19 protein-coding genes and 1 tRNA gene are annotated in these 26,022 nt (G+C 71.2%); 8 read left to right on the top strand and 12 right to left on the bottom strand.

Annotated elements, in window-relative coordinates; all coding sequences use genetic code 11:
* Nucleotides 1–3: 3 nt before the first annotated feature.
* Genes J2W45_RS07390 through J2W45_RS07400 form a run of 3 tightly spaced genes read right to left on the bottom strand, consistent with a single transcriptional unit; the run spans nucleotide 4 to nucleotide 3,271 of the window.
* Nucleotides 4–876 (bottom strand): carbohydrate ABC transporter permease, encoded by an 873-nt coding sequence (locus tag J2W45_RS07390; RefSeq protein WP_310130315.1) that lies wholly within the window; start codon nucleotides 874–876, stop codon nucleotides 4–6.
* Entirely contained in the window at nucleotides 873–1,898 is a 1,026-nt protein-coding gene (locus J2W45_RS07395; RefSeq protein WP_310130317.1) for a carbohydrate ABC transporter permease, read from the bottom strand. Before J2W45_RS07395 ends, J2W45_RS07390 begins: the two co-directional genes overlap by 4 nt.
* 11 nt (nucleotides 1,899–1,909) lie before the next feature.
* Nucleotides 1,910–3,271 carry an ABC transporter substrate-binding protein gene (locus tag J2W45_RS07400; RefSeq protein ID WP_310130319.1) on the bottom strand — a complete coding sequence of 454 codons (1,362 nt, stop codon included), beginning with the start codon at nucleotides 3,269–3,271 and terminating at the stop codon, nucleotides 1,910–1,912.
* 136 nt (nucleotides 3,272–3,407) lie between these two features.
* Between J2W45_RS07400 and J2W45_RS07405 the strand changes: the two genes are divergently transcribed.
* From J2W45_RS07405 to J2W45_RS07420, 4 genes are all read left to right on the top strand, one after another.
* Nucleotides 3,408–4,460, top strand: a complete 1,053-nt coding sequence (locus J2W45_RS07405) for a LacI family DNA-binding transcriptional regulator (protein ID WP_310130321.1) — start codon at nucleotides 3,408–3,410, stop codon at nucleotides 4,458–4,460.
* Nucleotides 4,457–5,872, top strand: coding sequence for a glucuronate isomerase (gene uxaC, locus J2W45_RS07410; RefSeq protein ID WP_310130323.1), 1,416 nt, complete (start codon nucleotides 4,457–4,459; stop codon nucleotides 5,870–5,872). The genes J2W45_RS07405 and uxaC overlap by 4 nt, the downstream gene beginning before the upstream one ends.
* Before the next feature lie 172 nt (nucleotides 5,873–6,044).
* Nucleotides 6,045–7,454 (top strand): NADP-dependent phosphogluconate dehydrogenase, encoded by a 1,410-nt coding sequence (gndA, locus tag J2W45_RS07415; protein ID WP_396427112.1) that lies wholly within the window; start codon nucleotides 6,045–6,047, stop codon nucleotides 7,452–7,454.
* A 108-nt stretch (nucleotides 7,455–7,562) separates the two neighbouring features.
* Nucleotides 7,563–7,913: a hypothetical protein gene (locus J2W45_RS07420; RefSeq protein WP_310130329.1), complete on the top strand. Its 351-nt coding sequence runs from the start codon at nucleotides 7,563–7,565 to the stop codon at nucleotides 7,911–7,913.
* A gap of 5 nt (nucleotides 7,914–7,918) precedes the next feature.
* Here J2W45_RS07420 and J2W45_RS07425 read toward each other — a convergent pair whose 3' ends face one another.
* The 3 genes from J2W45_RS07425 to J2W45_RS07435 all read right to left on the bottom strand — a co-directional run bounded on the left by J2W45_RS07425 (nucleotide 7,919) and on the right by J2W45_RS07435 (nucleotide 10,440).
* Nucleotides 7,919–8,896, bottom strand: a complete 978-nt coding sequence (locus J2W45_RS07425) for a ribose-phosphate diphosphokinase (RefSeq protein WP_310130330.1) — start codon at nucleotides 8,894–8,896, stop codon at nucleotides 7,919–7,921.
* Nucleotides 8,897–10,339, bottom strand: a complete 1,443-nt coding sequence (gene glmU, locus J2W45_RS07430; protein ID WP_310130333.1) for a bifunctional UDP-N-acetylglucosamine diphosphorylase/glucosamine-1-phosphate N-acetyltransferase GlmU — start codon at nucleotides 10,337–10,339, stop codon at nucleotides 8,897–8,899.
* 29 nt (nucleotides 10,340–10,368) lie between these two features.
* Nucleotides 10,369–10,440, bottom strand: a tRNA-Gln gene (locus J2W45_RS07435).
* A 66-nt stretch (nucleotides 10,441–10,506) separates the two neighbouring features.
* On the opposite strand from J2W45_RS07435, the gene J2W45_RS07440 reads away from it, so the two are divergent.
* Together J2W45_RS07440 and J2W45_RS07445 are read left to right on the top strand one after the other, a co-directional pair.
* Nucleotides 10,507–11,010, top strand: coding sequence for a MarR family winged helix-turn-helix transcriptional regulator (locus J2W45_RS07440; RefSeq protein WP_310130335.1), 504 nt, complete (start codon nucleotides 10,507–10,509; stop codon nucleotides 11,008–11,010).
* Between the two features lie 71 nt (nucleotides 11,011–11,081).
* Entirely contained in the window at nucleotides 11,082–13,571 is a 2,490-nt protein-coding gene (locus tag J2W45_RS07445; RefSeq protein ID WP_310130338.1) for a glycosyltransferase, read from the top strand.
* 101 nt (nucleotides 13,572–13,672) lie between these two features.
* On the opposite strand, the gene J2W45_RS07450 is transcribed toward J2W45_RS07445, so the two are convergent.
* Together J2W45_RS07450 and J2W45_RS07455 are read right to left on the bottom strand one after the other, a co-directional pair.
* Nucleotides 13,673–15,319: an acyl-CoA dehydrogenase family protein gene (locus J2W45_RS07450; RefSeq protein ID WP_310130341.1), complete on the bottom strand. Its 1,647-nt coding sequence runs from the start codon at nucleotides 15,317–15,319 to the stop codon at nucleotides 13,673–13,675.
* 40 nt (nucleotides 15,320–15,359) lie between these two features.
* The gene (locus J2W45_RS07455; RefSeq protein ID WP_310130343.1) at nucleotides 15,360–16,220 is read right to left on the bottom strand and encodes an Abi family protein; all 861 of its coding nucleotides are present in this window, start codon (nucleotides 16,218–16,220) and stop codon (nucleotides 15,360–15,362) included.
* Nucleotides 16,221–16,415: 195 nt separating this feature from the next.
* Here J2W45_RS07455 and J2W45_RS07460 point away from each other — a divergent pair, with 195 nt between their 5' ends.
* Both J2W45_RS07460 and J2W45_RS07465 read left to right on the top strand, forming a co-directional pair.
* Nucleotides 16,416–18,215 (top strand): ABC-F family ATP-binding cassette domain-containing protein, encoded by a 1,800-nt coding sequence (locus tag J2W45_RS07460; RefSeq protein ID WP_310130345.1) that lies wholly within the window; start codon nucleotides 16,416–16,418, stop codon nucleotides 18,213–18,215.
* A gap of 137 nt (nucleotides 18,216–18,352) precedes the next feature.
* Nucleotides 18,353–21,178 carry a helix-turn-helix transcriptional regulator gene (locus J2W45_RS07465; RefSeq protein WP_310130347.1) on the top strand — a complete coding sequence of 942 codons (2,826 nt, stop codon included), beginning with the start codon at nucleotides 18,353–18,355 and terminating at the stop codon, nucleotides 21,176–21,178.
* Nucleotides 21,179–21,658: 480 nt separating this feature from the next.
* Here J2W45_RS07465 and J2W45_RS07470 read toward each other — a convergent pair whose 3' ends face one another.
* From J2W45_RS07470 to metG, 4 genes are read right to left on the bottom strand one after another with little or no spacing between them, the layout of a single operon-like run.
* A complete protein-coding gene (locus J2W45_RS07470) occupies nucleotides 21,659–22,594 on the bottom strand; it encodes a 4-(cytidine 5'-diphospho)-2-C-methyl-D-erythritol kinase (RefSeq protein ID WP_310130349.1) in 936 nt (311 codons plus the stop codon).
* Nucleotides 22,595–22,646: 52 nt separating this feature from the next.
* Nucleotides 22,647–23,510, bottom strand: coding sequence for a 16S rRNA (adenine(1518)-N(6)/adenine(1519)-N(6))-dimethyltransferase RsmA (gene rsmA / locus J2W45_RS07475; protein WP_310130351.1), 864 nt, complete (start codon nucleotides 23,508–23,510; stop codon nucleotides 22,647–22,649).
* Nucleotides 23,507–24,436, bottom strand: a complete 930-nt coding sequence (locus tag J2W45_RS07480) for a TatD family hydrolase (protein WP_310130354.1) — start codon at nucleotides 24,434–24,436, stop codon at nucleotides 23,507–23,509. The genes rsmA and J2W45_RS07480 overlap by 4 nt, the downstream gene beginning before the upstream one ends.
* Nucleotides 24,433–26,022 (bottom strand): methionine--tRNA ligase, encoded by a 1,590-nt coding sequence (gene metG, locus J2W45_RS07485; protein WP_310130358.1) that lies wholly within the window; start codon nucleotides 26,020–26,022, stop codon nucleotides 24,433–24,435. The genes J2W45_RS07480 and metG overlap by 4 nt, the downstream gene beginning before the upstream one ends.

Consider the following 26,022-nt stretch of genomic DNA (forward strand, 5'->3'; position numbering starts at 1 on the left):
TGGTCACTTCACTCCTCCGGATGTCAATCCGCCCACCAGGTACCGCTGGAAGACGAGGTACAGCACCACCACCGGCAGTGCGCAGATCAGGGATGCGGCCATCATCTGGCCGTAGAGCGGCACCGCGCCGCCCTCCTGCGTCGCGCCGAACACCTGCAGCGCCACGGCCGCCGTCCGGGTCTCCGGGTTGGTCAGCACCGACGCGAACAGCACGTCGTTCCAGCCGAGCAGGAAGGCGAAGATGCCCGATACGACGATGCCGGGCCAGCTGAGCGGCACGACGATGCCGGTGAGGATGCGCCACGACGACGCGCCGTCGATGCGGGCCGCCTCCTCCAGCGCCTTCGGCAGCCCGCGCAGGTAGGTCACCATCACCCAGGTCGAGAACGGCAGCGCGAAGGTCAGGTAGGTGATGAACACGGCCCACCGGGTGCCGATGATCTGCACGCCGAGCAATGACGCGGTGGACGAGAACAGCACGAACACCGGCAGCAGCATGAGCGTGCCCGGGATGGACTGCAGCCCGAGCAGCCCGCGCAGGAACGACAGCCGCCCGCGGAACTCGTAGCGCACCAGCACGTAGGCGGTCGCCACCGCGAGGAAGGCGCAGACGATCGCGACGGCGCCGCAGATCAGGACGCTGTTGGCGAGCCCGGTGCCGAGGTCGACGGTGGTCCACACCTTGAGGTAGTTGTCGAGGTGCAGCTCCGTCGGCAGGAACGCGCCGGCCGCCACGGAGACGTCCGAGTTGACCGACGAGAACAGCATGTAGAGCACGGGCCCGAGCACGATCACGAGCAGCACGGCGATGATCGTGACGATCAGCCAGCGCGGCAGCAGGCGGTGGACGTCTGCACTGGAGCGGACGACGGTCATCGCTGCGCCTCCTCTCCGGAGTCGAGCTTCACGGCCCGCAGGTAGACGAACAGCGGGATGGCGATGAGCACGAGCGAGCAGATCGCCATCGCGGCGCTCAGCCCGAACCGGAAGCTCTGGAAGCTCGTGGTGTAGGTGAGCACCGGCAGCACGTCCACGTCCTGGGGCGCCGGGATGCCGAACAGCACGAACGGCAGGGTGAACGCGTTGATGTTGTGCAGGAACGCGATGATCAGCGCCAGGAAGATGGAGCCGCGCAGGTACGGCAGGATGACGTACCGCAGCTTGATCCACCAGGTCGCCCCGTCGATCGCGGCCGCCTCGTGCACCTCCGGGTCGACGCTCTGGAGTCCTGCGACGACGAGCAGGTAGAAGAACGGCCACGAGGTCCACAGCTGCACCAGGATGAGCGACCAGTAGCTGAGCGGCCCGTTGAGCCACAGTCCCGGGTGGACGCCGATCGAGCCGAGCAGGCTGTCCACCACACCGCCGGGCTGCAGCATCGTGCGCCACAGCGTCCCGACGACGAACGCCGGGAGCACGTACGGGATGAGGAACAGCGAGCGCACCAGCGCACGGCCGCGGAAGCGGTTCTGCGTGGCGAGCGCCGCGGCGACGCCGATCGGGAGCGTGATGACCGCCGCGATGACCGCGAACGAGACGCTGATGCCGATCGAGCGCAGCAGCGGCGACGCCACGACGGCCTCGACGTAGTTGCCGAGCCCGATGAACGGCGCCTGCAACCAGCTCTGCAGCGTGTACTGATCGAGGTCGAGCGTGGACATCACCACGGCGACGATCAGCGGCACCACGATGATGATCAGCATCAGGATGCCGCCGGGCAGCAGCATCCACAGCGGACGGTTGCGCCGCTCCAGGCCGCGGCGGCGCGGGCTGCGCGCCCCGGCCGGACGGTCCGTCCGGCCGGGGCGGCCGTGGCGGCCGCCCGCGGGAGCGCGTCCCGCGGGCGAGCCGTCGGCCGGGGCCGTGCCCTGCGGCGCGGCGAGTGTGGGATTCGACATGACGGTCCCGGCTACTTCGCCTTGCTCAGGGAGGCCTGCGCGGTGGCCTGCGCGGTCTTCAGCCGGGCCTCCAGGTCGGAGGACGACACGCCTCCCGACGAGAGCGCCGGGATGGACTGCACCACCACGTTCACGAGCGCCAGCTGGGTGTCGCCCCAGGCTCCGGAGAACGGCGTCCCGTACGCCTTCGTGCCGGCGTCGAGGATCGGGCCGAGGAGCTCGTTGCCGTCCTCGATCTTCTTCGCGGCCGCGGCGTTGGTGGGCAGGTCGCCGAAGGTCTTCGTGTACGCGATCTGGTTGTCCTCGCTCGTGAGCATCTTGATCAGCGCGAAGGCGAGGTCCTGGTTCTTGGAGTACTTGGCGACCACCATGTTGTCGCCGGAGATGATCGTGGCCGCGGCCTTGCCGTCGGACGGCAGCTTCGACGCCCCCGGCGGGATGGTCGGCATCACCGCGTAGGCGTACTTGCCGGCCATGGCCGACGCGTCCAGCGACACCTGGGACGACGAGGACACCATCGGCAGGAACGCCGCCTTGCCGGAGGCGAAGGCCGCGACCGCCTGCGCGTTCTTCCAGCCGATCGCGGCCGGGTCGACCACCTTGTCCTTGGTGAGCCAGCCGAAGTAGGTCTGGTAGGCCTTCTTCACGGCGTCGTCGTCGATGGTCGCCTTCTTGGTCTTCAGGTCGAGCAGCGTGTTGCCCTGCTGCATCGACATCGCCCAGACGAACTTCCAGGGGTCGAAGCTGTCGGCGTAGGCGATGGCCATCCCGTGCACGTCGCCGCTGGTGAGCTTCTTCGCCTGCGCGGCGAGTCCATCCCAGGTGTCGGCGGGCTTGTCGATGCCCGCGGCCTTCAGCAGGTCCTTGTTGTAGGCCATCACGAACGGGCGGCTGAGGAACGGGATGCCGACCTGGTCGGACTGGCTCGGCCCGGAGATGCCGAGGGTGGCCGGGACGAAGCGGTCGCGGCCGCCGATCTTGGCCCAGTCGGCGGCGGTGAGCTTCACGAAGGCGCCGGTGGAGTACGCCGTGGGGGTGAACGTGGTGCCGAGGTCGTAGATGTCCGGGCCCTGGCCGCTCAGCACCGAGGTCTGGATCTTGGTGAGCTCGTCGTTCGCCGAGGCGAACGTCTCGAACTTCACCGTGGCGCCGGTCTCCTTCTGGAACTGGGCCGACACATCCTGGAACCACTTCTGCTGCTGGGTCGGGTAGAGGGTGTTGGCGGCGATCATGACGTCGAGGGTCTTCCCGGCGCCGTCGACCTTCCCTCCCGCGGATGCCGTGGAGGTGGAGCCGGAGCCGGAGCATCCGGTGAGCGCGAGCCCGGCGGCCGCGAGGGCCGCCACCGCGCCGAGCGCAAGACGTGATCTCATTCGTACTCTCCTTCGAGCAGGGATCTGGTGGGCCTCGACCCGGCCGTGCCGGGGAGGTTGGTGGCGACTCTAGGAGGGGTGCAAATCGGACTGCAATCGTTTGCCAGAATTTGCCATCGTGTGCTCTGATAGCCGCATGAGCCCTCTCACCGGTGCGGGGAACGATCGCCCCGCGACCCTCGCGGACGTCGCCGCGCTCAGCGGCGTCGCGACCTCCACGGTGTCCCGTGCGCTCTCCAACCCGGGCCGGGTGAACGCCCGCACCCGCGAGCGCATCGAGCGCGCGGCACGCGAACTCGACTACGTCCCGAACTCGCAGGCCCGCGCGCTGACCAGCGGCCGGACCCGGGCGATCGCGGTGCTCGTCTCGGACGTCACGAACCCGTTCTACTTCGGCATCATCCGGGGCACGCAGCAGCAGCTGAAGGCGGCCGGCTACACCCAGCTGCTGGTCGACACCGAGGAGTCGGACGAGCTGGAGGACGGGACGCTGCACAAGCTGCGGCGGTCGTTCGACGGCGCCATCCTCGCCGCATCCCGGCTCACCGACCGCCGGCTGAGCGCGCTCGCCCAGGAGATCCCGCTGGTCGCCGTCAACCGGCAGACCCGCGGCGTGCCGAGCGTCTTCATCGACACGCCGAGCGCGATCGAGCAGGCCGTCGGCCACCTCGTCTCGCTGGGTCACCGCCGCGTCGCCTACGTCTCGGGGCCGGCAACCTCGTGGCCGAACGAAGGACGCTGGCGCGCCCTCGTCCGCGCCGGCGAGCGCTACGGCGTCGATGCGGTGCGTCTCGGTCCGTTCGCTCCGCGGCAGTACGCGGGCGCCGCCGCCGCGGACGCGGTGCTGCACTCCGGCGTCACCGCGTGCATCGCGTTCAACGACCTGCTCGCGATCGGGATGCTGCCGCGCTTCCGCGAACGCGGCGTGCGCATCCCGGACGACCTCAGCATCGTCGGCTGCGACGACATCTTCGGCGCCGACTTCTGCAACCCGCCGCTGACGACCCTGACGGCGCCGATCGAGCAGGCAGGACGGACGGCCGTCGCCATGCTGCTGTCGCGCCTCGACGGCGGACTCGCCCCCGTGGTGCGCCAGGCCGTCACCCTGCCGACCCACCTCACGGTCCGGGACTCCACCGGACCGGCGCCCCACGCCGCACCGACCACGAACGGAGCATCGCCCGCATGACCGCCCTGGCACCGCATCCCGACCGACTGCTCCCCGCCGACCCTGGCGTCCGCGACCTCGCGCGGCGGCTGCACGCCCAGGTGGCGGACGCGCCGATCCTCTCGCCGCACGGTCACGTGGATGCGCGGATGCTCGCCGACGACGAGCCCTTCCCCGACCCGGCCGCGCTGCTCATCACGCCCGACCACTACGTCACGCGGATGCTGCACGCGGCGGGGGTGCCGCTCGACGACCTCGGCCTGGCGCGGAACGGCCACCCCTCCCCGGCCACGGGTCGCTCGATCTGGCGGACCCTGTGCGAGCACTGGGACGTCTTCCTCGGCACGCCGGTGCGGCTGTGGTTCGAGGCGGAGTTCAGCGAGGTGTTCGGCCTGACCGAGCAGCCTTCGGCGCAGAATGCCGACCGCCTGTACGACCAGCTCGCCGAGACCCTCGCCGACCCGGCGTTCCGCCCGCGGGCGCTGTTCGAGCGGTTCCGGATCGAGGTGCTGGCGACCACGGACGACCCGGCGGACGACCTGGCGGCGCACGCCCGGCTGGCGGCGGATCCGGACTTCCGCGGCCGGGTGATCCCCACCTTCCGCGCCGACCGGTACATGCACCCCGACGAGGACGGCTGGGCCGCCCGGCTGGAGCGGCTGGCCGCGGCCGCCGACACCGACACGACCACGTACCCGGGACTGCTGGAGGCGCTGCGGCGCCGCCGCGTTGCTTTCAAGGAAGCGGGCGGCACGGCCACCGACACCGGCGTGCTCGACGCGGGCTGCGATCCGCTCGACGAGGCCGAGGCGTCGCGCATCCACCGGGCCGCCCTCGACGGCACCGTGACCGCGGCGGAGGCCGTCGCCTACCGGCGCAACATGCTCTACCGGCTCGCCGAGCTGTCGGCGGAGGACGGCCTGGTCATGCAGCTGCACCCCGGCGTGCTGCGCAACCACCACCGGCCCACCTTCGACGCGTACGGCCCGGACACCGGGCACGACCTGCCCGCGGTCGGCGCCTTCACCGCGCCGCTCACGCCCATCCTGCGCGACTTCGGCACGGACCCCGTGTTCCGGCTGGTGCTGTTCACCGTGGACGAGACGACGTTCTCGCGCGAGATCGGCCCGCTCGCCGGGTTCTACCCGTCGGTGTACGCGGGGGCGCCGTGGTGGTTCATCGACACGCCCGACGCCATCCTGCGCTACCGCCGGGCGGTCACCGACAGCGCCGGCTTCACCAAGACCAGCGGGTTCATCGACGACACGCGCGCGTTCTGCAGCATCCCGGCGCGCCACGACATGTCCCGGCGCGTGGACGCCTCCTACCTCGCCGGCCTGGTCGCCGAGCACCGGCTGGACGAGGAGGACGCGTTCACCCTCGCCCGGCGCCTGGTCGACGACATCCCCCGCGCGACCTTCCGCCTCGGTTGACCGAGCCGCGCGCTACGCTGAAGGGACTGCTCGATTCTTGCCACCCGCGGGAGAGCTGACCCCCGACTACATCCCGTCGTGGCGGACGGCCCTCGTCCGTCGCGGCTTCACGAAGGAGCACTACGTGTCACAGGAAGCAACCGCCAACATCGGAGTCGTCGGTCTGGCGGTGATGGGCTCGAACCTGGCCCGCAACCTCGCCTCCCGCGAGGGCAACAAGGTCGCCGTGTTCAACCGCACGTACGCCCGCACCGAGGAGCTGGTGAACGCGCACCCGGAGGCCGGGTTCGTGTCGGCCGAGCAGATGGACGACTTCGTCGCCTCGCTGTCCAAGCCGCGCACCGCGATCATCATGGTGCAGGCCGGCAAGGGAACCGACGCCGTGATCGACCAGCTGGTGGAGCGGTTCGAGCCGGGCGACATCATCGTCGACGGCGGCAACGCGAACTTCCACGACACCATCGAGCGGGAGAAGCGGATCGCGCCCACGGGCATCCACTTCGTCGGCGCCGGCATCTCCGGCGGCGAGGAGGGTGCGCTGAACGGCCCGTCGATCATGCCCGGCGGTTCGGTGGAGTCGTACAAGACGCTGGGCCCCATCCTGGAGTCGATCGCCGCGGTCGCCGAGGGCGAGCCGTGCGTGACGCACGTCGGCACCGACGGCGCCGGCCACTTCGTCAAGATGATCCACAACGGCATCGAGTACGCCGACATGCAGCTCATCGCCGAGGCGTACGACCTGCTGCGCACCATCGGCGGCCTCGAGCCCGCGCAGATCGCGGACGTGTTCGCCGAGTGGAACAAGGGCTACCTCGAGTCGTACCTGATCGAGATCACCGCCGAGGTGCTGCGCCAGGTGGATGCGGAGACCGGCAAGCCGTTCATCGACATCGTCCTCGACCAGGCGGGCTCCAAGGGCACCGGCGTCTGGACCGTGCAGAACGCGCTCGACCTGGGCGTGCCGGTCGGCGGCATCGCGGAGGCCGTGTTCGCCCGCGCCGTGTCGTCGAAGCCGGCGCAGCGCGCGGCCGTGCAGGCGACCATCCAGTCGCGGCCCGACGTGCAGAAGGCCGACGACGTGCAGGCGTTCGCCGACGACGTGTCGAAGGCGCTCTACGCCTCGAAGGTCGTCGCCTACGCGCAGGGCTTCGACGCGATCATCGCGGGCGCCGAGAAGTACGGCTGGGACATCCACAAGGACAAGATCGCGAAGATCTGGCGCGGCGGCTGCATCATCCGTGCCCAGTTCCTGAACCGCATCGCCGACGCGTACGACGAGAACCCGGACATCGCGACGCTGCTCGAGGCGCCGTACTTCGCCGACGCCGTCCGCGAGGGCGAGGCCGCCTGGCGCCGCATCGTCGCCACCGCCGCCCTCTCCGGCGTGCCGGTGCCCGGCTTCGGCTCGGCGCTCTCGTACTACGACTCGCTCGCCTCGAAGCGCCTCCCCGCCGCCCTCGTGCAGGGCCAGCGCGACTTCTTCGGCGCGCACACCTACAAGCGCGTCGACAAGGACGGCGTCTTCCACACCCTGTGGTCCGGCGACCGCACCGAGATCGAGACCGAGCCCTCCACCCACTGACCCCTCGGGGCACGCCCCACCGTCGAGTACACGAAAACTGCACGCGGATCCTGCGATCTGCGTGCAGTTTTTGTGTACTCGACGGCGGGGAGGAGGGAGGATGGGAGGGTGACGTACGAGGACCACCCGGAGCTCGCGGAGTACGAGCCCCTCGGGGAGCGACCGCTCCGCGGGCGGACGATGACGGTCGCCAGCCGCGTCTTCGTGGTCGTCGCGCTCAGCGCACTGCTGCTGCCGGGCATCCTGCTCACCATCAGCATCCAGACGCAGACGGCCGACTACACGTGCTCCGTCTACGCGCGGCAGTACCAGCCGGACGCGCTCAGCTCATCCGCACGGTTCGAACTGACCGGTCCGGTCGGGCCGGGATGGCAGTGCTACGCGCTCAACACCGAAGGGGACGCCACCTGGGTGGCGCCGCTGGGGCTCATCCCGTCGGCACCGCACCAGTTGCCGTAAAGCGGTCAGGCGGCCCCGTCGAACATCGACGTCACCGAACCGTCGGTGAACACCTCGCGGATCGCGTTCGCCAGCAGCGGCGCGATCGGCAGGACCGTCAGGCCCTCCCAGCGCTTGTGCTCGGGCAGCGGGAGGGTGTCGGTCACCACGACCGAGTCGATCGCGTCGCTCTGCAGCAGCTCGACGGCCGGGTCGCTGAACACCGCGTGCGTCGCGGCGACGACGACGCCGGTGGCCCCGGCGGCCTTGAGCGCCTCGGCAGCCTTGACGATGGTGCGGCCGGTGTCGATCAGGTCGTCCACGAGCAGGCAGACGCGGCCGTCGACCTCGCCGACGATCTCGTGCACCGACACCTGGTTCGGGACGAGCGGATCCCGTCGCTTGTGGATGATCGCCAGCGGCGCGCCCAGCTTGTCGCTCCAGATGTCGGCGACGCGCACGCGGCCCATGTCGGGCGACACGACGGTCAGCGTCGAGGGGTCCAGCTCACGGCGCATGTGGTCGAGCAGCACGGGCATCGCGAACAGGTGGTCGACCGGGCCGTCGAAGAAGCCCTGGATCTGCGCGGCGTGCAGGTCGACCGACATGATGCGGTCGGCGCCCGCGGCCTTGAAGAGATCGGCGACGAGGCGCGCCGAGATCGGCTCGCGGCCGCGGCCCTTCTTGTCCTGGCGGGCGTACGGGTAGAAGGGGGCGACGACCGTGATGCGCTTCGCGGAGGCGCGCTTGAGCGCATCCACCATGATGAGCTGCTCCATGAGCCACTCGTTGATCGGGGAGGTGTGCGACTGGATGACGAACGCATCCGAGCCGCGGACGCTCTCGTCGAAGCGGGCGTAGATCTCGCCGTTGGCGAAGGTGCGTGCGTCGGTCGGGATCAGTTCGCTCCCGAGGCACTCGGCGATCTCCTGGGCGAGCTGAGGATGCGCGCGACCGGAGATGAGGACGAGTCTTTTCTGGCCGGTCGCGGTGATCCCTGACACTTACGCTCCGCTCTCTTCCGACGCGTCGCTTTCGCGAGCCGCTCTGTCGGCGTCCGTGCCCGGCCGCTTCTCCGCGACCCAGCCTTCGATATTGCGTTGAGGAGCGACGGTGATCGCGAGGGCTCCGGCGGGGACGTCCTTGCGGACGACCGTGCCCGCCCCCGTGTACGCTCCGTCCCCCATCCTAACGGGCGCGACGAGCACGGTGTTCGTGCTGATGCGGACGTGGGAGCCGATCACCGTGCGGTGCTTGTTCACCCCGTCGTAGTTCGCCGTGATGACGCCGGCGCCCAGGTTGCCCTTCTCCCCCACCTCGGCGTCGCCGACGTAGTTGAAGTGGGCGAGCTTGGTGCCCTCGCCGATGACCGCGTTCTTCGTCTCGGTGAACGTGCCGATCTTGCCGCGCGCGCCGAGCACGGTGCCGGGCCGCAGGTAGGCGAACGGTCCCACCGTCGCGCCGGCGCCGATCACGGCGAGCGTCGCGTCGGTGCGGGTGACGGTCGCGCCCTCGCCGACCTCGGTGTCGGTGAGCGTGGTGTCCGGGCCGATGGTCGCGCCGGTCTCGACGACCGTCGCGCCGCGCAGCTGGGTGCCCGGGAGGACGGTGACGTCGGGCGCGAGCTTCGCCTTCACGTCGATCCACGTCGTCGCCGGGTCCTGCACGGTCACGCCGGCGACCTGCCAGGTGCGGACGATGAGCGCGTTCAGCTTCGCCGCGGCGTCGCTCAACTGGGCGCGGTCGTTGATGCCCTCGACCAGCCACGACTCGGCGACCGGGAGCGCATCCACGTCGAATCCGGCCTCGCGGAGCAGGCCGATCACATCCGTCAGGTACTTCTCGCCCTGCGCGTTGTCCGTTGACACGAGGGCCAGCTTGTCGCGCAGCGCGGCCAGACCGAACAGGTAGATGCCCGCGTTGATCTCGCCGATCGCGCGCTCCTCCGCGGTGGCGTCCTTGTGCTCGACGATGCGGTCGAGGTGGCCCTCCGGGGTGCGTACGATGCGGCCGTAGCCGGTGGCGTCGGCCGGGAACGACGACAGGATGGTCGCCGCGGCCTCGCCGGAGCGGTGGCGCTCCACGAGCTCGCGCAGCGTGCCCGCGTCGAGCAGCGGGACGTCGCCGTTGACCACCAGCACGTCTCCGGTGAAGCCGTCGGGGAGCGCCGCGACGGCCTGCTCGACCGCACGGCCGGTGCCGGGGACCTCGTCCTGGTCGACGATGACGGCCTCCGGCATGTCGGCGCCGATGACCTCGGCCAGCCGGTCGCGCTCGTGACGCACGACCGCGATCACGTGCGCAGCATCCAGCTCGCGCGCGGTCGCCAGCACGTGGGACACGATCGGGATGCCGCCCAGCGGGTGGAGCAGCTTGGGGGTCGCGGACTTCATCCGCGTGCCCTGCCCCGCCGCGAGGACGACGATGGCGAGATTCTGGTCGGTCATGTCCCTCCAGGGATCGTGCAGTTCGTACGCTCCGCCTCCAGGACTCGAACCTGGACCTAACAGCTCCAAAGGCTGTCGTGCTGCCATTACACCAAGGCGGAACACGCGCGTCGCGCAGATGACAGTCTGCCAGACGCGCTCCGGCCATCCCCCAATAGCATGGGGGGATGGCCGACGCACGCGACGAGGTGGACCGCATCGTGGACGCCTGGCTGCGCGAGCGTCCCGACCTCGACTTCGCCCCGCTGCAGGTGCTTTCGCGGGTCGACCGCCTCTCCCGGCACCTCGACCGCGCCCGGCGCGGCGCGTTCGACCGGTCCGACCTGGAGTCGTGGGAGTTCGACGTACTGGCCGCATTGCGCCGGGCGGGCACGCCGTACCAGCTCAGCCCCAAGTCGCTGCTGCAGCAGACCCTCGTCTCCTCCGGCACGATGACGAACCGCATCGACCGGCTGGTCGCCCGCGGCCTGGTCGAGCGCCGCACCGACCCCAACGACGGCCGCGGCATCCTGGTGCAGATGACGGCGCAGGGACTGACCCGGGTGGATGCGGCGATCACCCGCCTCGTGGACGCCGAGGCCGAGCTGCTCGACGGCCTCTCCGCCGCCGACGCCGAGCGCCTCGCCGGCCTGCTGCGCAAGCTGAGCCTGGGGTTCGACGCGGAGGGTTGAGGGCGGGCGTTCGCGAACCGCATACCGCGCTCCCAGGTGGCCGTTATGCCGCTCTCATAAAATCGAGGGCGATGAGACTCTCCCGACTGAAGCGACTGCCGTCCCGGGCCAAGCGTGCCGCGCGTTACGAGATCCACGCGCACTGGCGGCGGCAGCCGATCGTGCGGGGCGCCGTGCTGTACGAGTCGTTCTCGGGCAACGGCATGCTGGACAACCCGGAGGCGGTCTTCCGCGAGCTGCTCGCCTCCCCCGACCTCGGTCACCTCACCCACATCTGGGCGCTGTCCGACCTGCGCCAGTACCGGGCAGCGGTCGAGGAGTTCGCCGGCGACGACCGCGTGAGCTTCGTGCGCTACGGCTCCTCGGCTTACTACCGCGCCCTCGCGACCAGCCAGTACCTCGTCAACAATGCGACGTTCCCGCCCGACTTCTCGAAGCGCCCGGGGCAGGTGTACCTCAACACCTGGCACGGCACCCCGCTGAAGCGGATGGGGTACGACATCGCCGACGGCGCGCTCGGCACGGCCAACATCATCCGGAACTTCGTCCAGGCGGACTACCTGCTCTCCGCGAACCCGTTCATGTCGGAGCAGATGTACGAGACCGGCTACAAGCTCACCGGCGTCTACCGCGGCACCCTCGTCGAGGAGGGCTACCCGCGCATCGACCGGCAGTTCCTCGACGACCGCGGGCGCGAGGAGGTGCGCCGCCGGCTCGTCGCCGCGGGCATCCCGCTCGGCGACCGCCAGGTCATCCTGTACGCGCCCACCTGGAAGGGCCAGGTCTTCGGCCGGCCCGAGGACGACCTGGATGCGCTGCTCGCGCACATCGGCCAGATCGAGGAGCGCATCGACACCAGCCGCTACGCCGTGCTGCTGAAGACGCACCAGTCCGTGCACGCGCTCGCGGCGCACCGCCCGGAGCTCGCGCGGATGCTCGTGCCGAACGAGATCCCGACGAACCTCGTGCTCGGCGCGACGGACATGCTGATCTCGGACTACTCGAGCATCTTCTTCGACTTCCTCCAGACCGGCCGGCCGATCGTGTTCTTCACGCCCGATCTGGCCGACTACGCGGGCACCCGCGGTCTGTACTTCGAGCCGGACGAGTGGCCCGGTCCCGTGCTCATGTCGGCCCGCGAGGTGGGCGACGCCCTGCACGCGATCGCCGAGGCCGGTGGCGCACTGCCGGCCGATTCGGCCGACCGCTACCGGTCGATGCAGGAGCGGTTCACGCCCTACGAGGACGGGTCGGCATCCGCCCGCATCGTCGACATCGTGTTCCGGGGCAACCGGGACGGCTACCGCCTGCGCAGCGACCTCGCCGACGACGGCCGGCAGAAGATCCTGCTCTACCTGGGCGGCATGCGCCCCAATGGCATCACGACCTCCGCGCTGAACCTGCTCAACAACATCGACCACGACCGCTTCGACGTGTCGGCGTTCTTCGCCCAGAGCCGGTCGCAGGTCATCATCGGGAAGCAGCGCCAGATCCATCCCTCGGTCCGCCAGTTCCCGCGGGTCGGCGGGATGAACGGCGCCAAGCTCGTGCACCTGGCCCGCCACCTCGACTTCCGGCGCGGGCGCATCGCCCAGCACGCCGACATCCCGGCGCAGAACCGGCTGTGGGATGACGAGTGGTACCGCTGCTTCGGGGAGAGCCGCTTCGACTACGTGGTCGACTTCTCCGGCTACGGACCCTTCTGGGCGACGCTGCTGCTCCACTCCCCCGACGCGCAGCGGGCGATCTGGCTGCACAACGACCTGGCGGCGGACGCGCACCGCGAGGTGAACGGCGAGAAGCGGATGCTGCACAGCCTCACGCAGATCTTCACGCTGTACCGGCAGTACGACCACCTGGTCTCCGTGTCGCCCACCCTGTCGGAGATCAACCGCGACGCCCTGGCGGAGTACGCGCCGCCGGAGAAGTTCGTGTCGGCCCTCAACACGGTCGACGCCGAGCACATCCTGGAGAACGCGGCCGCCGACCTGCACGAGCTCACCTTCGACGAGGAGACCGGCAGCATCCCGGACTGGGCGGAGCTGCTGCTCGCCGACGACGACGTCACGACGTTCGTCAACGTCGGCCGGCTCTCGCCGGAGAAGAACCAGACCCGGCTCATCCGGGCGTTCGCGGCCGTGCACGCCGAGAACCCGCGCACCCGGCTGGTCGTCGTCGGCTCGGGCCCGCTGGCCGGCGGCCTGGAGGCGCTGGTGGCCGAGCTGGGGCTGCAGGGGTCCGTCTTCCTCACCGGGATGCAGCGCAACCCGCACGCGATCATGGCCAAGGCGGACTGCTTCGTGCTCTCCAGCGACTACGAGGGCCAGCCGATGGTGCTCCTGGAGGCGCTGGTGCTGCAGCTGCCCATCATCACGGTCGAGTTCGCCTCCGCGAAGAACGCACTGCCCGCGGGAAGCGGGATGGTCGTGCCGCAGACGGTCGACGGCGTCGCCGACGGCATGCGCGCGTTCTTGCGCGGCGACGTCCCCGACAGCCACTTCGACTACCACGCCTACAACCGCAAGGCCGTCGCCCAGTTCTACGCCGCCATCGGCGCCTGAGCCCCGTCTCCCCTCCGGTCCCTCCCCCTCCGTCGAGTACACGAAAAGTGCACGCCTTCGCGGCGTGTCGCGTGCACTATTCGTGTACTCGACGGTGGGGGTCAGGCGCGGGTGAGGAGAGCCCCGAGGTCGAGGCCGGGTGGGAGCTCGCCGTAGAGGGAGCCGCGCTCGGGGCCGATGCGTGCGGCGACGAAGGCGTCGGCGACGGCGTCCGACGCGTGACGGATCAGCAGGGACGCCTGCAGCGCGACGGCCATCGCCGCGACCAGCGGGCGCACCGAGGCCTCGGCGGCGGCGGACGAGTCGGCCGCGCCGTCGGCGGCGCCGCCCGCCACGCATGACGCCACCCGCGCGCGCAGCCGGTCGTGGTGCGCGTCGAAGGTGCGGTACCGCCCGCGGGCGTGTGCCAGCTCGGCGTCGAAGGCGTCCCAAGCCGCCGGCTCGCGGCGGAGCGCGCGCAGCACATCCAGGGCGATCACGTTGCCCGAGCCCTCCCAGATCGCCATCACCGGCTGCTCCCGGTACCGCCGGGCCAGCGGGAACGCCTCGGTGTAGCCGTTCCCGCCGAGGCACTCCAGCGCCTCGTAGGCGTGGCCCGGCCCGCGCTTGCAGACCCAGTACTTGGTGACCGCGGTCGCCAGGCGCCGGAAGGCGGCATCCGTCGCCGGCGCGTCCGCGTCGTGGGCGCGCGCCAGACGGAGGGCCACCTCGGTCGCCCCCTCGGACTCCAGCGCGAGGTCGGCGAGCACCGCCCTCATCGCCGGCTGATCGATCAGCCGGGCGCCGAACGCCGAACGGTGCCGCACGTGCCACGCGGCCTCGGCGACGGCCTGACGCATCCCCGCCGCGCTGCCCAGGATGCAGTCGAGCCGCGTGCGGTTGACCATCTCGAGGATGGTGCGCACACCGCGTCCCTCCTCCCCCAGCAGGTACCCGACGGTCCCGTCGAACTCCACCTCGCTGGAGGCGTTGGACCGGTTGCCGAGCTTGTCCTTGAGGCGCTGGATGAGGAACACGTTCCGGTCGCCGTCCTCCAGCACGCGAGGGACCAGGAAGCACGACAGACCGCTCGCGGTCTGCGCGAGCACGAGGAACGCGTCCGACATCGGAGCCGAGCAGAACCACTTGTGCCCGGTGAGCAGCCAGCGACCGTCGCCGTCGGCGAGCGCGCGGGTCGTGTTGGCGCGCACATCCGACCCGCCCTGCTTCTCGGTCATCGCCATCCCGAACAGCGCGGAGGTCTTGCCCGCCCGCAGCCGGCCGTCGTACTCCCGACTGAGCAGGCGTGGCATCCACTCGGTGGCGAGCCCTTCCGAGAGGGCGAGCGCGGGGACGGCGGCGTGCGTCATCGACACCGGGCACGCGTGCCCCGGCTCGACCTGCGCGAACAGCATGAACGCGGCGGCGCGCGCGACGTTCGCGCCGGGGCGCGGATCCGCCCAGGCCGAGGTGTGGGCTCCGGCTGCGACGGCCGCCGCGATGACGCGGTGGTACCCGTCGTCGTACTCGACCTCGTCGATCCGCTCGCCCCACCGGTCGAAGGCGCGTAACTGCGGCTCGTGGATGTTCGCGAGCTCCGCATCCCTCTGGAACGACTCCGACCCCACCAGCCGCCCCACCTCGCCGAGCGACGCCGCGGCCCACCCGGCGTCGTAACGCTCGACCCCCTCGCGGAGGGCGGGATTCGCCGCGAACTCGTCCACGTCGACGCGCGGCGGCGCCTGGTTCACGACGGTGTGGGTGACCATGGCGGGAGTCTAGTGCGGCGGTGCCCGGTCGGTGGATGTCTCAGCGCGGCTCGGGTCGCAGGATGCCCGACCGGAATTCCGCGTCTTCGTCGAGGAGCGCAGAGACCCTCTCATCCCAGTCGGCGAGGCGATTCATCCCCCTCAGGAATCGCTTCGCAACGACGATGCCGCTGTAGACGCTCGACGGTTCGTGGCGAGGCTCTCGCTTCTTCTCCTTCGGCAGCGTCCCGAACATCACGTCCAACGGCCGATGCCAGAGCTGTCCGTGATGCGCGCACACATTCCGCAGCACCGCGAAGCTATGGACCGCGGACGCGAAACCTGTGCGCTGGACGCCGAGGGCGTCAGCCGTCCGCTGGGCGGGCAGCGGCGTGCGGAGGTACCAGAGCATCTTGGCGAGCGCGCCGAACGAGACGACTTCGATGGCGACCCAGATCGGGACGGACGACAGGTCGTCGCCCACCCGATAGCGCGCCACGGTGCGGAGCTTCGGCCGAAGGAGTTCGCGCTCGATCTTCGCGATGTGGCTTGCGACGTCCGGCGTGATCTCCAGGTACGCGGCCGGGTCGAGGTAGAAGGCTCGCGACCCGAGCTCCCGGCCAGCCTCGTAGGCGAACCGTGACCGCACACCGAGCTCGATCTCGGTCAGGGCCTCTGTCAGCAGCCGGCGCAGACGTGCGTCGCGCTCCATGAGCTCGACGATCCGGCCGAGCGACACCCCTGGGTGGTAGCTGTCGTCCCCGCGCGAGGGCGCGCGCTGGAACTCACGCCCGTATCCGCTCACGCGGTAGTAGTTGAGGCGATGCAATTCCGACGTGGCACGGTCGCGTTCGCCGACCTCGAGGCCACGCTCGGCGAGGAGCGTCACCTGGGCGTCGAGCGAGAGGAACGGCTTGTGCATCCGTCGATGTTATGAGAATCGGGTTGTGACCCCGAGAATCCGGACAAGGACGCGGCGGTCACAAAGAAAGACCCCCCGCATTTGAGGAAGCCGGATGGCTCGAGCCTTGGGGGGGCGCTGATACAAGGACTCTACCAGGTCGAGCGAGCGCGCGGAGGAACCCCCTAGGCGGTGCCCGGTAGGCTGGATGGTCTCATGGCTCACCTGCTCGGCGCGGAAGCGCTGCACCTGGAGTATCCGACGCGCACCGTGTTCGACTCCGTCACCCTCGGCATCTCGGAGGGCGACCGCATCGGCGTCGTCGGCCGCAACGGCGACGGCAAGTCGACCCTCCTGCAGCTGCTGGCGGGCCGGCTGGAGCCCGATTCCGGCCGCGTCACCCGGCGCCGCGGCGTCACGGTCGGGATGCTCGACCAGCGCGACGAGCTGCCGCCGCAGCTGACCGTGGGCCACGCCATCGTCGGCGACCGGGAGGAGTACCTGTGGGCCGGCGACCCCCGGGTGCGCGACGTGCTGGCCGGGCTCGTGTCGGACATCCGGTGGGATGCGACGATCGGCGAGCTCTCCGGTGGCCAGCGCCGCCGGGTCGCCCTGGCCGCGCTGCTGGTGCACGACCACGACATCCTGTTTCTCGACGAGCCCACCAACCACCTCGACCTGGAGGGCGTCGCCTGGCTCGCCCAGCACCTCAAGGGCCGCTGGCCCACCGGCTCGGGCGCGCTCGTCGTGGTGACGCACGACCGGTGGTTCCTCGACGAGGTGTCGACGGCCACGTGGGAGGTGCACGACGGCATCGTCGAACCGTTCGAGGGCGGCTACGCCGCGTACGTGCTGCAGCGGGTGGAGCGCGACCGGATGGCGTCGGTCGCCGAGACGAAGCGGCAGAACCTGATGCGGAAGGAGCTCGCCTGGCTGCGCCGGGGCGCGCCCGCCCGCACCTCCAAGCCGAAGTTCCGGATGGATGCGGCGGCCGTGCTGATCGCCGACGAGCCGCCGCCGCGCGACACGGTCGAGCTGACCACGCTCGCCACCTCCCGGCTCGGAAAGGACGTGGTGGACCTGCTCGACGTGTCCGTCTCCTACCCGCCCAAGACCGTGCTGCGCGATGTGGAGTGGCGGATCGCCCCCGGCGAGCGCACCGGCATCCTGGGCGTGAACGGCGCCGGAAAGTCCACCCTGCTGGGCCTCGTCGCCGGAACCGTCGAGCCGGACTCCGGCCGGGTGAAGCGCGGCAAGACGGTCCGCATCGCCACGCTGACGCAGCAGCTCAGCGAGCTGGACGACATCGCCGACGAGCGCGTGAGCGCCGTCGTGGCGGGCAAGAAGTCCACCTACCTGGCCGGCGGCAAGGAGGTGTCGCCCGGGCAGCTGCTGGAGCGCCTGGGCTTCTCGAACGCGCAGCTCTCGACCCCGGTGAAGGACCTGTCGGGCGGTCAGAAGCGCCGCCTCCAGCTGCTCCTCATCCTGCTCGACGAGCCGAACGTGCTCATCCTGGACGAGCCGACGAACGACCTCGACACCGACATGCTGGCGGCGATGGAGGACCTGCTCGACTCCTGGCCGGGCACCCTGCTGGTCGTCTCGCACGACCGGTACCTGCTCGAGCGGGTCACCGACCAGCAGTACGCGGTGATGGATGGGCGGCTGCGGCACCTGCCCGGCGGCGTCGACGAGTACCTGCGGCTGCGGCGGGCGCAGAGCGCGCAGGAGGCGTCCAGCGACGCGGCCGGTGCCTCGCCGTCGGCCGGCACACCCGCAGCACCCGCCTTGTCGGGCGCGGCCCTTCGCTCGGCCGAGAAGGAGCTGTCCGCCCTCGACCGGCGGCTCGCCAGGGTCACCGACCAGGTGGCGGCGAAGCACGAGGAGCTGGCGCGGCACGACCAGAGCGACTACGTCGGCCTCGGCCGGCTGACCGAGGAGCTGCGCACCCTGGAGGGCGAGATCGCCGACCTCGAGACGCGGTGGCTGGAGCTCTCCGAGCAACTGGAGGGCTGACCCCGCACCGCACCCGGCCGCGCCCGGTGCGCTCGCACCCCCGGACTGGGGAACGATAGCGGGCCGGTCGCTGTGCGATGATCCAGAGCATCGGTCGCTCACCCGACCCGACGCGGCCGATGGGGACGGAGCGGCACGTGAGTGACCAGAAGCGGGCCGCGGACCAGCGGCCCCTGTTCGGCAGGGACCGCGCCAGGGAGACGATGCTCCTGGTCGCGCACCAGGCCCGCGAGCACGGGGGTGCTCTGCTGGTCGCCGGAGAGGCGGGCCTCGGCAAGACGGCTCTGCTGGCGGATGTGGCGCAGCGGCTGGAGGGCTGGACGGTGCTGCGCGTCCACGCCGACTCCTTCGAGTCCGACCTCGCGTACGCCACGGTCGAGACCCTGGTCCGCGGGCTCAACGGGATGCGCGGCTCGGGAGCACGCGCGGGCGCCGCATCCACCGCCATCCGTCCGCCCGAGCCCGGGGACGACCCGCTGACCGTCGGGCGCTTCCTGCTCGACGCGATCGACGGGATCGACGGGCCGGTCTGCCTGATCATCGACGACGCCCAGTGGGTGGACGAGCCGTCGGCCCGCGCGCTGCGGTTCCTGGCCCGGCGCCTCGTCGACCAGCGCTTCCTGTTCACGGCGGCCACACGCCCCCAGCCCAACCGGATCACCGCGCTCTTCGACGACCTCGCATCCACCACGACGAACCACGCCCGGGTGGAGCTCACCCCGCTGACCGTGGGTGACACGCAGGAGCTCGCCCGCCACATCCTCGGCCACCCGGTCTCGCGCCGCACGGCGACGCGCCTCACCGAGGCGACGCAGGGCTCGCCGCTGCTGCTCAGCGTGCTGCTGGGCCAGCTGCGGGAGACGTTCGCGCAGGCGCTCCATCCCGCCGGGTGGGATCTGCCCGCCACCGCCATCACGCCGCTCTCGACCGCGATCTCCGCGTCGCTGGAGGGCGCTCCCCCGTCCGTCCGCGTGGCGGCGGAGCTCGTCGCCGTGCTGCGCGACCCCCTCCCGCTGCCGGTCGTCGGCACCATCGCCGACCGCCTGGGACTCGACATCGACGTCCACGGCGCCGTCGCGCGCGGCCTCGTTCTGGCGGAGACCCGGGACGGCGTGGTCCGCGTCGAGCCGACCCACGCCATCCTGGCCGACGCCCTCGCGGCGGGGGTGCCGCTGCACCGCCGGGTCGCCATCCACCGCGTCGCCGCGGAGGTGCTCTCCGGGCACCGCGCGCTGCGCCACCGGGTGGAGGCCGCCGACCGCACCGACCCCACGCTGGTTGACGAGCTGCTCACCGCCGCCCTCGCGGTGTCCGACCTCGGCCAGGCCGAGCAGGCGCTCAGCTACGCCCGGTCCGCGGTGGATCTCGCGTCCGGCGCCGAGGCCGAGCGGGCGCTCCGCGAGCTCGGGCTCATCGCCATGCGGTTCCGGATGCACGAGCGCATCCTGGAGCTGAGGCCCGCCTTCGAGGCGATGCCGCCGTCACCGGCGCGGGATGCCGTGCTGGTCGAACTGCGGACGCTCTCGCAGGACCTGCCCGGCGCCCTCGCCCTCGCGCTCGAGTTCGAGGCGCGCCCCGCCGAGACGCCCGACGAGCGGGCGATCCGCGCGCACGTGGCGGAGGCGCTGCCCAAGGTGCTCATGGCGACCGGCGACTTCCCGGCGGTGCTCGACCACCTCGACACGGCGCGACGGCACATCGCGGACAGCCCGGACCCCGCCGAGGTGGCGGACCCCGCCCTGCGCTGGCTTGCGGCGCCGCTCGACGACCTGACGCGGCTGCTGGGCTGGGCGGTGATCTCGGCGGCGCACGCCCGCCGTCCCGACCTGTTCGTGCCCCTGGCGGCGGAACTCGACGAGCTGGTCGTCGGCCACGAGTCCCCGGCGGCGGTGGATGCGCTGGTCAGCCGCTCCCGCGTCTTCATCCTCAGCGGCGACATCGACCGCGCACGCGCCGACCTGTCGCGGGCGAACGACCTGGTGCGCCGCTTCCCGACCAGCTGGACGGCCGGCTTCGCGCGCACGATGTACGCGCACATCCTGTACCTGGTCGGCGAGTGGGAGGAGTCCGTCACCCTGGCGGACACCGCCGTCGCGCTCGCCCTGGACGAGACGGACCTCTCCTGCTGGCCGATCGCCCTGTGGACGTCGGCGCTGGTGCGGGCCGGACGCGGCGAGGCGGAGGCGGTGGACGAGCGGCTCCGCGCCGCGGCGCAGGCCGACCCGCGGATCACCGGATCGTACGACGGCGACCTGCCCTACCTGGCGCGCGCGGAACTCGCCCGCGCGCTCGGCCGGCCGGCCGAGCAGCTCGCCGCCGCAGAGCAGGCCGAGGCCGCCGCATCCCGCAGCTCGACGCTCGGCTGGCTGACCTACCGGGTGGATGCGCTCGCCGCGCTCGGCAGGGCCGAGGAGGCGCGCGCGGCCTACGAGCGGTGCGCCGCGCCGGGCCCGTGGCGTCCCTACTACGGATCGCTGCGCTGGCTGGAGGGACGGACGCTCGAAGCCGAGGGACGCGCGCCGGAGGCACTCGCCGCGTACCGCGCCGCCGTCGCGGAGCCGGGGGCGGACCGCTTCCCGTTCCCCCGCGCGGTCGCCGCGCTGGACGCGGGACGGCTCGCCATCTCCCGCGGAGAGAGGGCTGCGGGGCGGGCGCTGCTGGAGTCGGCCGCGGCCACGTTCCGGGCGCTCGGCGCCTCCGGGTACCTGGCGCGCTGCCTCCACCTGCTCGAGGAGGCGGCGGTCGAGTCGTCGGCCGTGGACCCGCTCGCCAGCCTCACCACCCGGGAGCGCCAGGTGGCGCACGCGCTCGCCGCCGGCATGACCAACAAGGAGATCGCGGAACGCCTGTACGTCTCGGTGACGACGGTCAACTTCCACGTGCGCAACATCCTCTCCAAGCTGGGCCTGCGGTCGCGGCGCGACCTGCGGACGCTGGCCCGGAGGAGACCCGTCAAGTCTTGACGGTTTCGTCCCCCGAGTGGGGAGTGTCGCGAGGGCCCTCGATAGTGTGAAGACACCCGGGATGCCCGGCCCAGCAGGCGGAAACGCTTCCCGACATCGACGAATCGTCTCAACCCGACGTCTGTGCGGCCGGGCATCCTCAGGGGGAGGCGTGCGGGGGTCCCGGCTTGGCGCTTGCCGGCTTGGCGCTTGTGTCGGAGATCTGGCTGCTTGCGTCGGAGATCCGGCCGATCCAGAGCCCAGAACTCCTTCCACAGAGCGTTCCGTCGGAGATCTGACGACCCTTTTCCTCCGTTCCACAGGCGTGCCTGTCCGCTGGCTTTCCACAGATTCGCCGGGTCCCGGCCGCGCCCCTTCCTCCGCTGGAAGGCTGGCCGCATGGCTCTCACCCGCTCAACCGCAGACTCCCACCCCAGCGCACATCCCCGCACCGACGCCGCGCGCCAATACGGTACGGCCCCGATCTCCGCCGACCCTCGCTCAGTCGTTCAGGATGCGCGCCCCGTGCACCGGTCCGGTGGCGCGCACCGCGCGCACCCGCGCCGCGCTGAGGGCGATCTGCAGGTCGAGGGCGGAGTCGAGGTCGGCCGCCAGGAACGCGACCGTCGGCCCCGATCCGGACACGATTCCGGCCAGTGCGCCGTTCATCTCGCCCAGCTCGATCACGTCGGCGATCTCGGGTACGAGGTGGATGGCCGGCGCCTGCAGGTCGTTGGTGAGCGCCTCAGCGAGCATCGCCGGGTCGCCGGCGCGCAGGGCCTGCAGCACCGCGGAGTCGACGCTCGGGGTGAGCTGCGCCGGGGCGATGTCGCGCGCGTGGCGTTCCCGGTGGCGGTCGAGCTCGCTGTAGACCAGAGGGGTGCTCAGCTGGCCCTCCGGCAGCGCGAGCACCCAGTGGAACTGGCCGGTCGCGAGGGCCGGGCTCAGCCGGTCGCCGCGGCCCGTGCCGATGGCGGTGCCGCCGACCAGCGCGAAAGGCACGTCGGCGCCGAGCCGGGCCGCCAGCGCGAGCAGTTCCTCGCGGCCGACGTCGGTGCCCCACAGAGCGTCGCACGCGACGAGAGCGGCGGCCGCATCCGCGGACCCTCCGCCCATGCCGCCCGCGACAGGCACGTGCTTGTCGATCTCGAGGTGCACGCCGCCGGTGAAGCCGGTGCGCTTTGCCAGCAGCCGGGCCGCCTTGATCGCCAGGTTGGAGTCGTCGAGCGGAAGGCCGCTCGTGTCGATGCTGCCGCCGAAGACCACCGAGAAGCCGTCCGCCGGGTACGCGCGGACGTCCTCGTAGAGCGAGACCGCCTGGTAGGCGGTGGCGACGTCGTGGTAGCCGTCTTCCATGACGGCGCCGACGCGCATGAAGACGTTGATCTTGCCGGGAGCGCGAACGTGCACGCTGTCAACGTCCCACCCGTCCACCATGCTTCCAACCTACACACCCGGCGGCCCGGCTGCTGGGCGCGCGCCGAGTGCCTTACGCGGCGTCCGGCGAGACAGGGACGGATGCGAGGCGTGCGAAGTCCGCGAGGGCGAGCTGCTCGCCCCGGAGGCTCGGGTCGAGGCCCGCCGCCTGCAGGGCCGTGGCCGCCGAGGTCGGGTCGCCGAAGACGGGCGCCAGCGCTTGGCGGAGGGTCTTCCTGCGCTGCTGGAAGGCGGCGTCCACGAGGGCGAACGTGCGCAGGCGCAACGCTTCGTCGCCCGGCTGCTCGTCGTGCCGTTCGAAGGCCACGAGCACCGAGTCGACGTTCGGGACCGGCCAGAACACCTGCCGGCTGACCGCGCCCGCGGTGCGCCACGCGCCGTACCAGGCGGCCTTCACGCTCGGTGCGCCGTAGACCTTGGAGCCGGGCGCCGCCGCGATGCGGTGGCCGACCTCGGCCTGGACCATCACGACGCCCGACCGCAAGCTCGGGAAGTGCTCGAGGAAGTGCAGCAGCACGGGGACGGACACGTTGTACGGGAGGTTCGCGACCAGACGCACGGGGTCGGCCGGCAGCTCGGTGATCTGCAGGGCGTCGCGGTGCACGACGGTCAGGCGGTCCGCGGCGTCCGGGGCGAGCTGCTGCACGGTCTTCGGGAGCTGCTCGGCCAGCCGGCCGTCGATCTCCACGGCCACCACGTCGGCGTCCGCTTCGAGCAGGCCGAGGGTGAGGGAGCCGAGGCCGGGGCCGATCTCGACGACCCGGTCGCCCGGCTGCACCTCGGCGACGCGGACGATGCGGCGCACGGTGTTCGCGTCGATGACGAAGTTCTGGCCGAGCTTCTTGGTGGGGGTGACGTCGAGCAGTTCGGCGAGGTCGCGGATCTCGGCCGGGCCGAGCAGCCGCAGCTCGCTCACGCGATGATCCCGATGGGCTCGGTGGGCGGCGGTCCGACCGGCTCGCTGTCCCAGCGACCGTAGACGAGCTCGGTGTTGGAGTTGATCTGGGCGGCGAGCGTGGAGGCGTCCGTGCCGAGCACCTCGGCCATGGCGCGGAGGGTGTGCGGGATGAGGTAGGGCGCGTTCGGCCGGCCGCGGAACGGGGTCGGCGTGAGGAACGGCGCATCCGTCTCGACCATGATCAGGTGGCGGGGCGCGGCAGCCAGCGCCTCCCGCAGATTCGGCGCGTTCTTGAACGTGACGGTGCCCGCGAACGACATGTACCAACCGTTCTCGGCGCAGATGCGGGCGAGCTCGACGTCGCCCGAGAAGCAGTGGAAGACCGTCCGCGCCGGGGCTCCGACTCGCTTGAGAGTCGCGACGACGGCCGCGTGCGCGTCCCGGTCGTGGATCTGCAGGGCGAGGTCGTTCTGCTTGGCGATCTCGATGTGCGCCTCGAACGAGCGGAACTGCGCATCCCGCCGCGGCCCCTCCTCGGTCCGGAAGAAGTCGAGTCCCGTCTCCCCCACGGCGCGCACCCGGGGACGGCCGGCGAGCTCGGCGATGACGGCCAGGGCGTCATCCAGCTCGCCGCGCTCGTCATAGTCGGGCGCGTCGTTCGGGTGCAGCGCGACCGCAGCCAGCATGCGCGGCTCGATCGCGGCCATCTCCGCCGACCAGCGGGACGTCTCCACGTCGTTCCCGACCTGCACCACGCCGCGCACACCGACGCTGGACGCGCGGTCCAGCTGCTCGCGGTAGTCGAGCGGCTCGACGCCGTCGGCCATCTCGAGGTGCGTGTGGTTGTCGTAGACGGGGACCGTCAGCGCCTCCGGCAGCGGAGGGTAGGCCAGATCCCGGCCGTCGGTGACGTGCCGCTGGCGGACGAACGACGGGTCCGTCATACCGCGGCGACCGCCTCCGCATCGATCCGCGGGAACAGCGCGGCCAGCCCGTTGACCTCGGTGCCGGCCGGCAGGCGCCCCCAGTCCCCCGCGGTGCGCAGCGGCTGCGCCGTGAGCGCACCCAGTTCGCCCTCGACGCCCAGCGACTCCCACAGCTTCGCCGTGGCGCCCGGGATGACCGGCGACAGCAGGACGGCGAGCGCGCGCAGCCCCTCGGCGGCCGTGTACAGCACGGTGCCCAGCCGCTCGCGCTGCGTCTCGTCCTTCGCCAGCGTCCACGGCTCCTGCTCGGTGATGTACCCGTTGAGCTCGTCGACGATCCGCCAGATCGCCGTGAGGGCGTCGTGGATCGCCAGGCGCGAGATCGCGGCGTCCGCGTCGGCTGCCGCCGTCCGGACGACCTCCTGCACGTGCCGGTCGACCTCCTGGTACTCGGCCGCCGGGGGCACGATGCCCTCGAAGTACCGGGTGACCATGGCGATGACACGCGATGCGAGGTTGCCGAAGCCGTTGGCGAGCTCCGCCTGGTAGCGCGCCGCCAGGTCCTCCCAGCTGAAGGAGCCGTCCTGGCCGAAGTTGATGGCGCGCATGAAGTAGTAGCGGAACGCGTCGGACCCGAACGTGTCGGTGATCTGCGTCGGCGCGATGCCGGTCAGCTTGGACTTGGACATCTTCTCGCCGCCCACGAGCAGCCAGCCGTGGCCGAACACCCGCTTCGGCACCTCGAGGCCCGCGGCCATCAGCATGGCCGGCCAGATGACCGCGTGGAAGCGCAGGATGTCTTTGCCCACCAGGTGGTTCGCCGGCCAGCGGCGTGCGAACTCCTCGTCGTCCTGCCCGTAGCCGACCGCGGTGATGTAGTTGAGCAGCGCGTCGAACCAGACGTAGACGACGTGCGACTCGTCCCACGGCACCTTGATGCCCCAGTCGAAGCTCGACCGCGAGATGGACAGGTCGCTGAGTCCCTGACGCACGAAGCTGACCACCTCGTTGCGCGCCGACTCCGGCTGCACGAAGTCCGGACGCTCCTCGTAGAGCGCCAGCAGACGGTCCGCGAACTGGCTCATCCGGAAGAAGTAGTTCTTCTCCTGCAGCAGCTCCAGCGGCTTCGAGTGGATGGCGCACACCTTCTGGCCCTCGTACTCGCCGGTGCCGTCGACGATCTCGCTCTGCGGCTTGAACTCCTCGCAGCCCACGCAGTAGAGCGCCTCGTATTCGCCGGCGTAGATGTAGCCGTCGTCGTACAGCTTCTGCAGGAACTTCTGGACGTTGACCTCGTGCCGCTCGTCGGTGGTGCGGATGAAGTCGTCGTTGGCGATGTCGATGGTCTCGAGCAGCGGGAGCCACTCCTCGGTGACGAGCTTGTCGGCCCACGCCTTGGGCGTCGTTCCGTTCGCGGTCGCCGTGCGCAGGATCTTCTGGCCGTGCTCGTCGGTGCCGGTGAGCAGCCAGGTGTCGTCGCCGGCCTGGCGGTGCCAGCGGGCCAGCACGTCGGCCGCGACCTCCGTGTAGGCATGCCCGATGTGCGGGACATCATTCACGTAGAAGATCGGCGTGGTGATGTAGAAGGAGGAGCCGTCGGACAT

The organism is Leifsonia shinshuensis (genome assembly GCF_031456835.1).
In the GTDB taxonomy this organism is placed as follows: Bacteria; Actinomycetota; Actinomycetes; order Actinomycetales; family Microbacteriaceae; genus Leifsonia; species Leifsonia shinshuensis_C.

Coding starts and splice junctions, on each gene's coding strand:
- J2W45_RS07390 (WP_310130315.1), bottom strand. CDS start 876: ATGACCGTCGTCCGCTCCAGTGCAGACGTCCACCGCCTGCTGCCGCGC.
- J2W45_RS07395 (WP_310130317.1), bottom strand. CDS start 1,898: ATGTCGAATCCCACACTCGCCGCGCCGCAGGGCACGGCCCCGGCCGAC.
- J2W45_RS07400 (WP_310130319.1), bottom strand. CDS start 3,271: ATGAGATCACGTCTTGCGCTCGGCGCGGTGGCGGCCCTCGCGGCCGCC.
- J2W45_RS07405 (WP_310130321.1), top strand. CDS start 3,408: ATGAGCCCTCTCACCGGTGCGGGGAACGATCGCCCCGCGACCCTCGCG.
- uxaC (WP_310130323.1), top strand. CDS start 4,457: ATGACCGCCCTGGCACCGCATCCCGACCGACTGCTCCCCGCCGACCCT.
- gndA (WP_396427112.1), top strand. CDS start 6,045: ATGGGCTCGAACCTGGCCCGCAACCTCGCCTCCCGCGAGGGCAACAAG.
- glmU (WP_310130333.1), bottom strand. CDS start 10,339: ATGACCGACCAGAATCTCGCCATCGTCGTCCTCGCGGCGGGGCAGGGC.
- J2W45_RS07440 (WP_310130335.1), top strand. CDS start 10,507: ATGGCCGACGCACGCGACGAGGTGGACCGCATCGTGGACGCCTGGCTG.
- J2W45_RS07445 (WP_310130338.1), top strand. CDS start 11,082: ATGAGACTCTCCCGACTGAAGCGACTGCCGTCCCGGGCCAAGCGTGCC.
- J2W45_RS07450 (WP_310130341.1), bottom strand. CDS start 15,319: ATGGTCACCCACACCGTCGTGAACCAGGCGCCGCCGCGCGTCGACGTG.
- J2W45_RS07455 (WP_310130343.1), bottom strand. CDS start 16,220: ATGCACAAGCCGTTCCTCTCGCTCGACGCCCAGGTGACGCTCCTCGCC.
- J2W45_RS07460 (WP_310130345.1), top strand. CDS start 16,416: ATGGCTCACCTGCTCGGCGCGGAAGCGCTGCACCTGGAGTATCCGACG.
- J2W45_RS07470 (WP_310130349.1), bottom strand. CDS start 22,594: ATGGTGGACGGGTGGGACGTTGACAGCGTGCACGTTCGCGCTCCCGGC.
- J2W45_RS07480 (WP_310130354.1), bottom strand. CDS start 24,436: ATGACGGACCCGTCGTTCGTCCGCCAGCGGCACGTCACCGACGGCCGG.
- metG (WP_310130358.1), bottom strand. CDS start 26,022: ATGTCCGACGGCTCCTCCTTCTACATCACCACGCCGATCTTCTACGTG.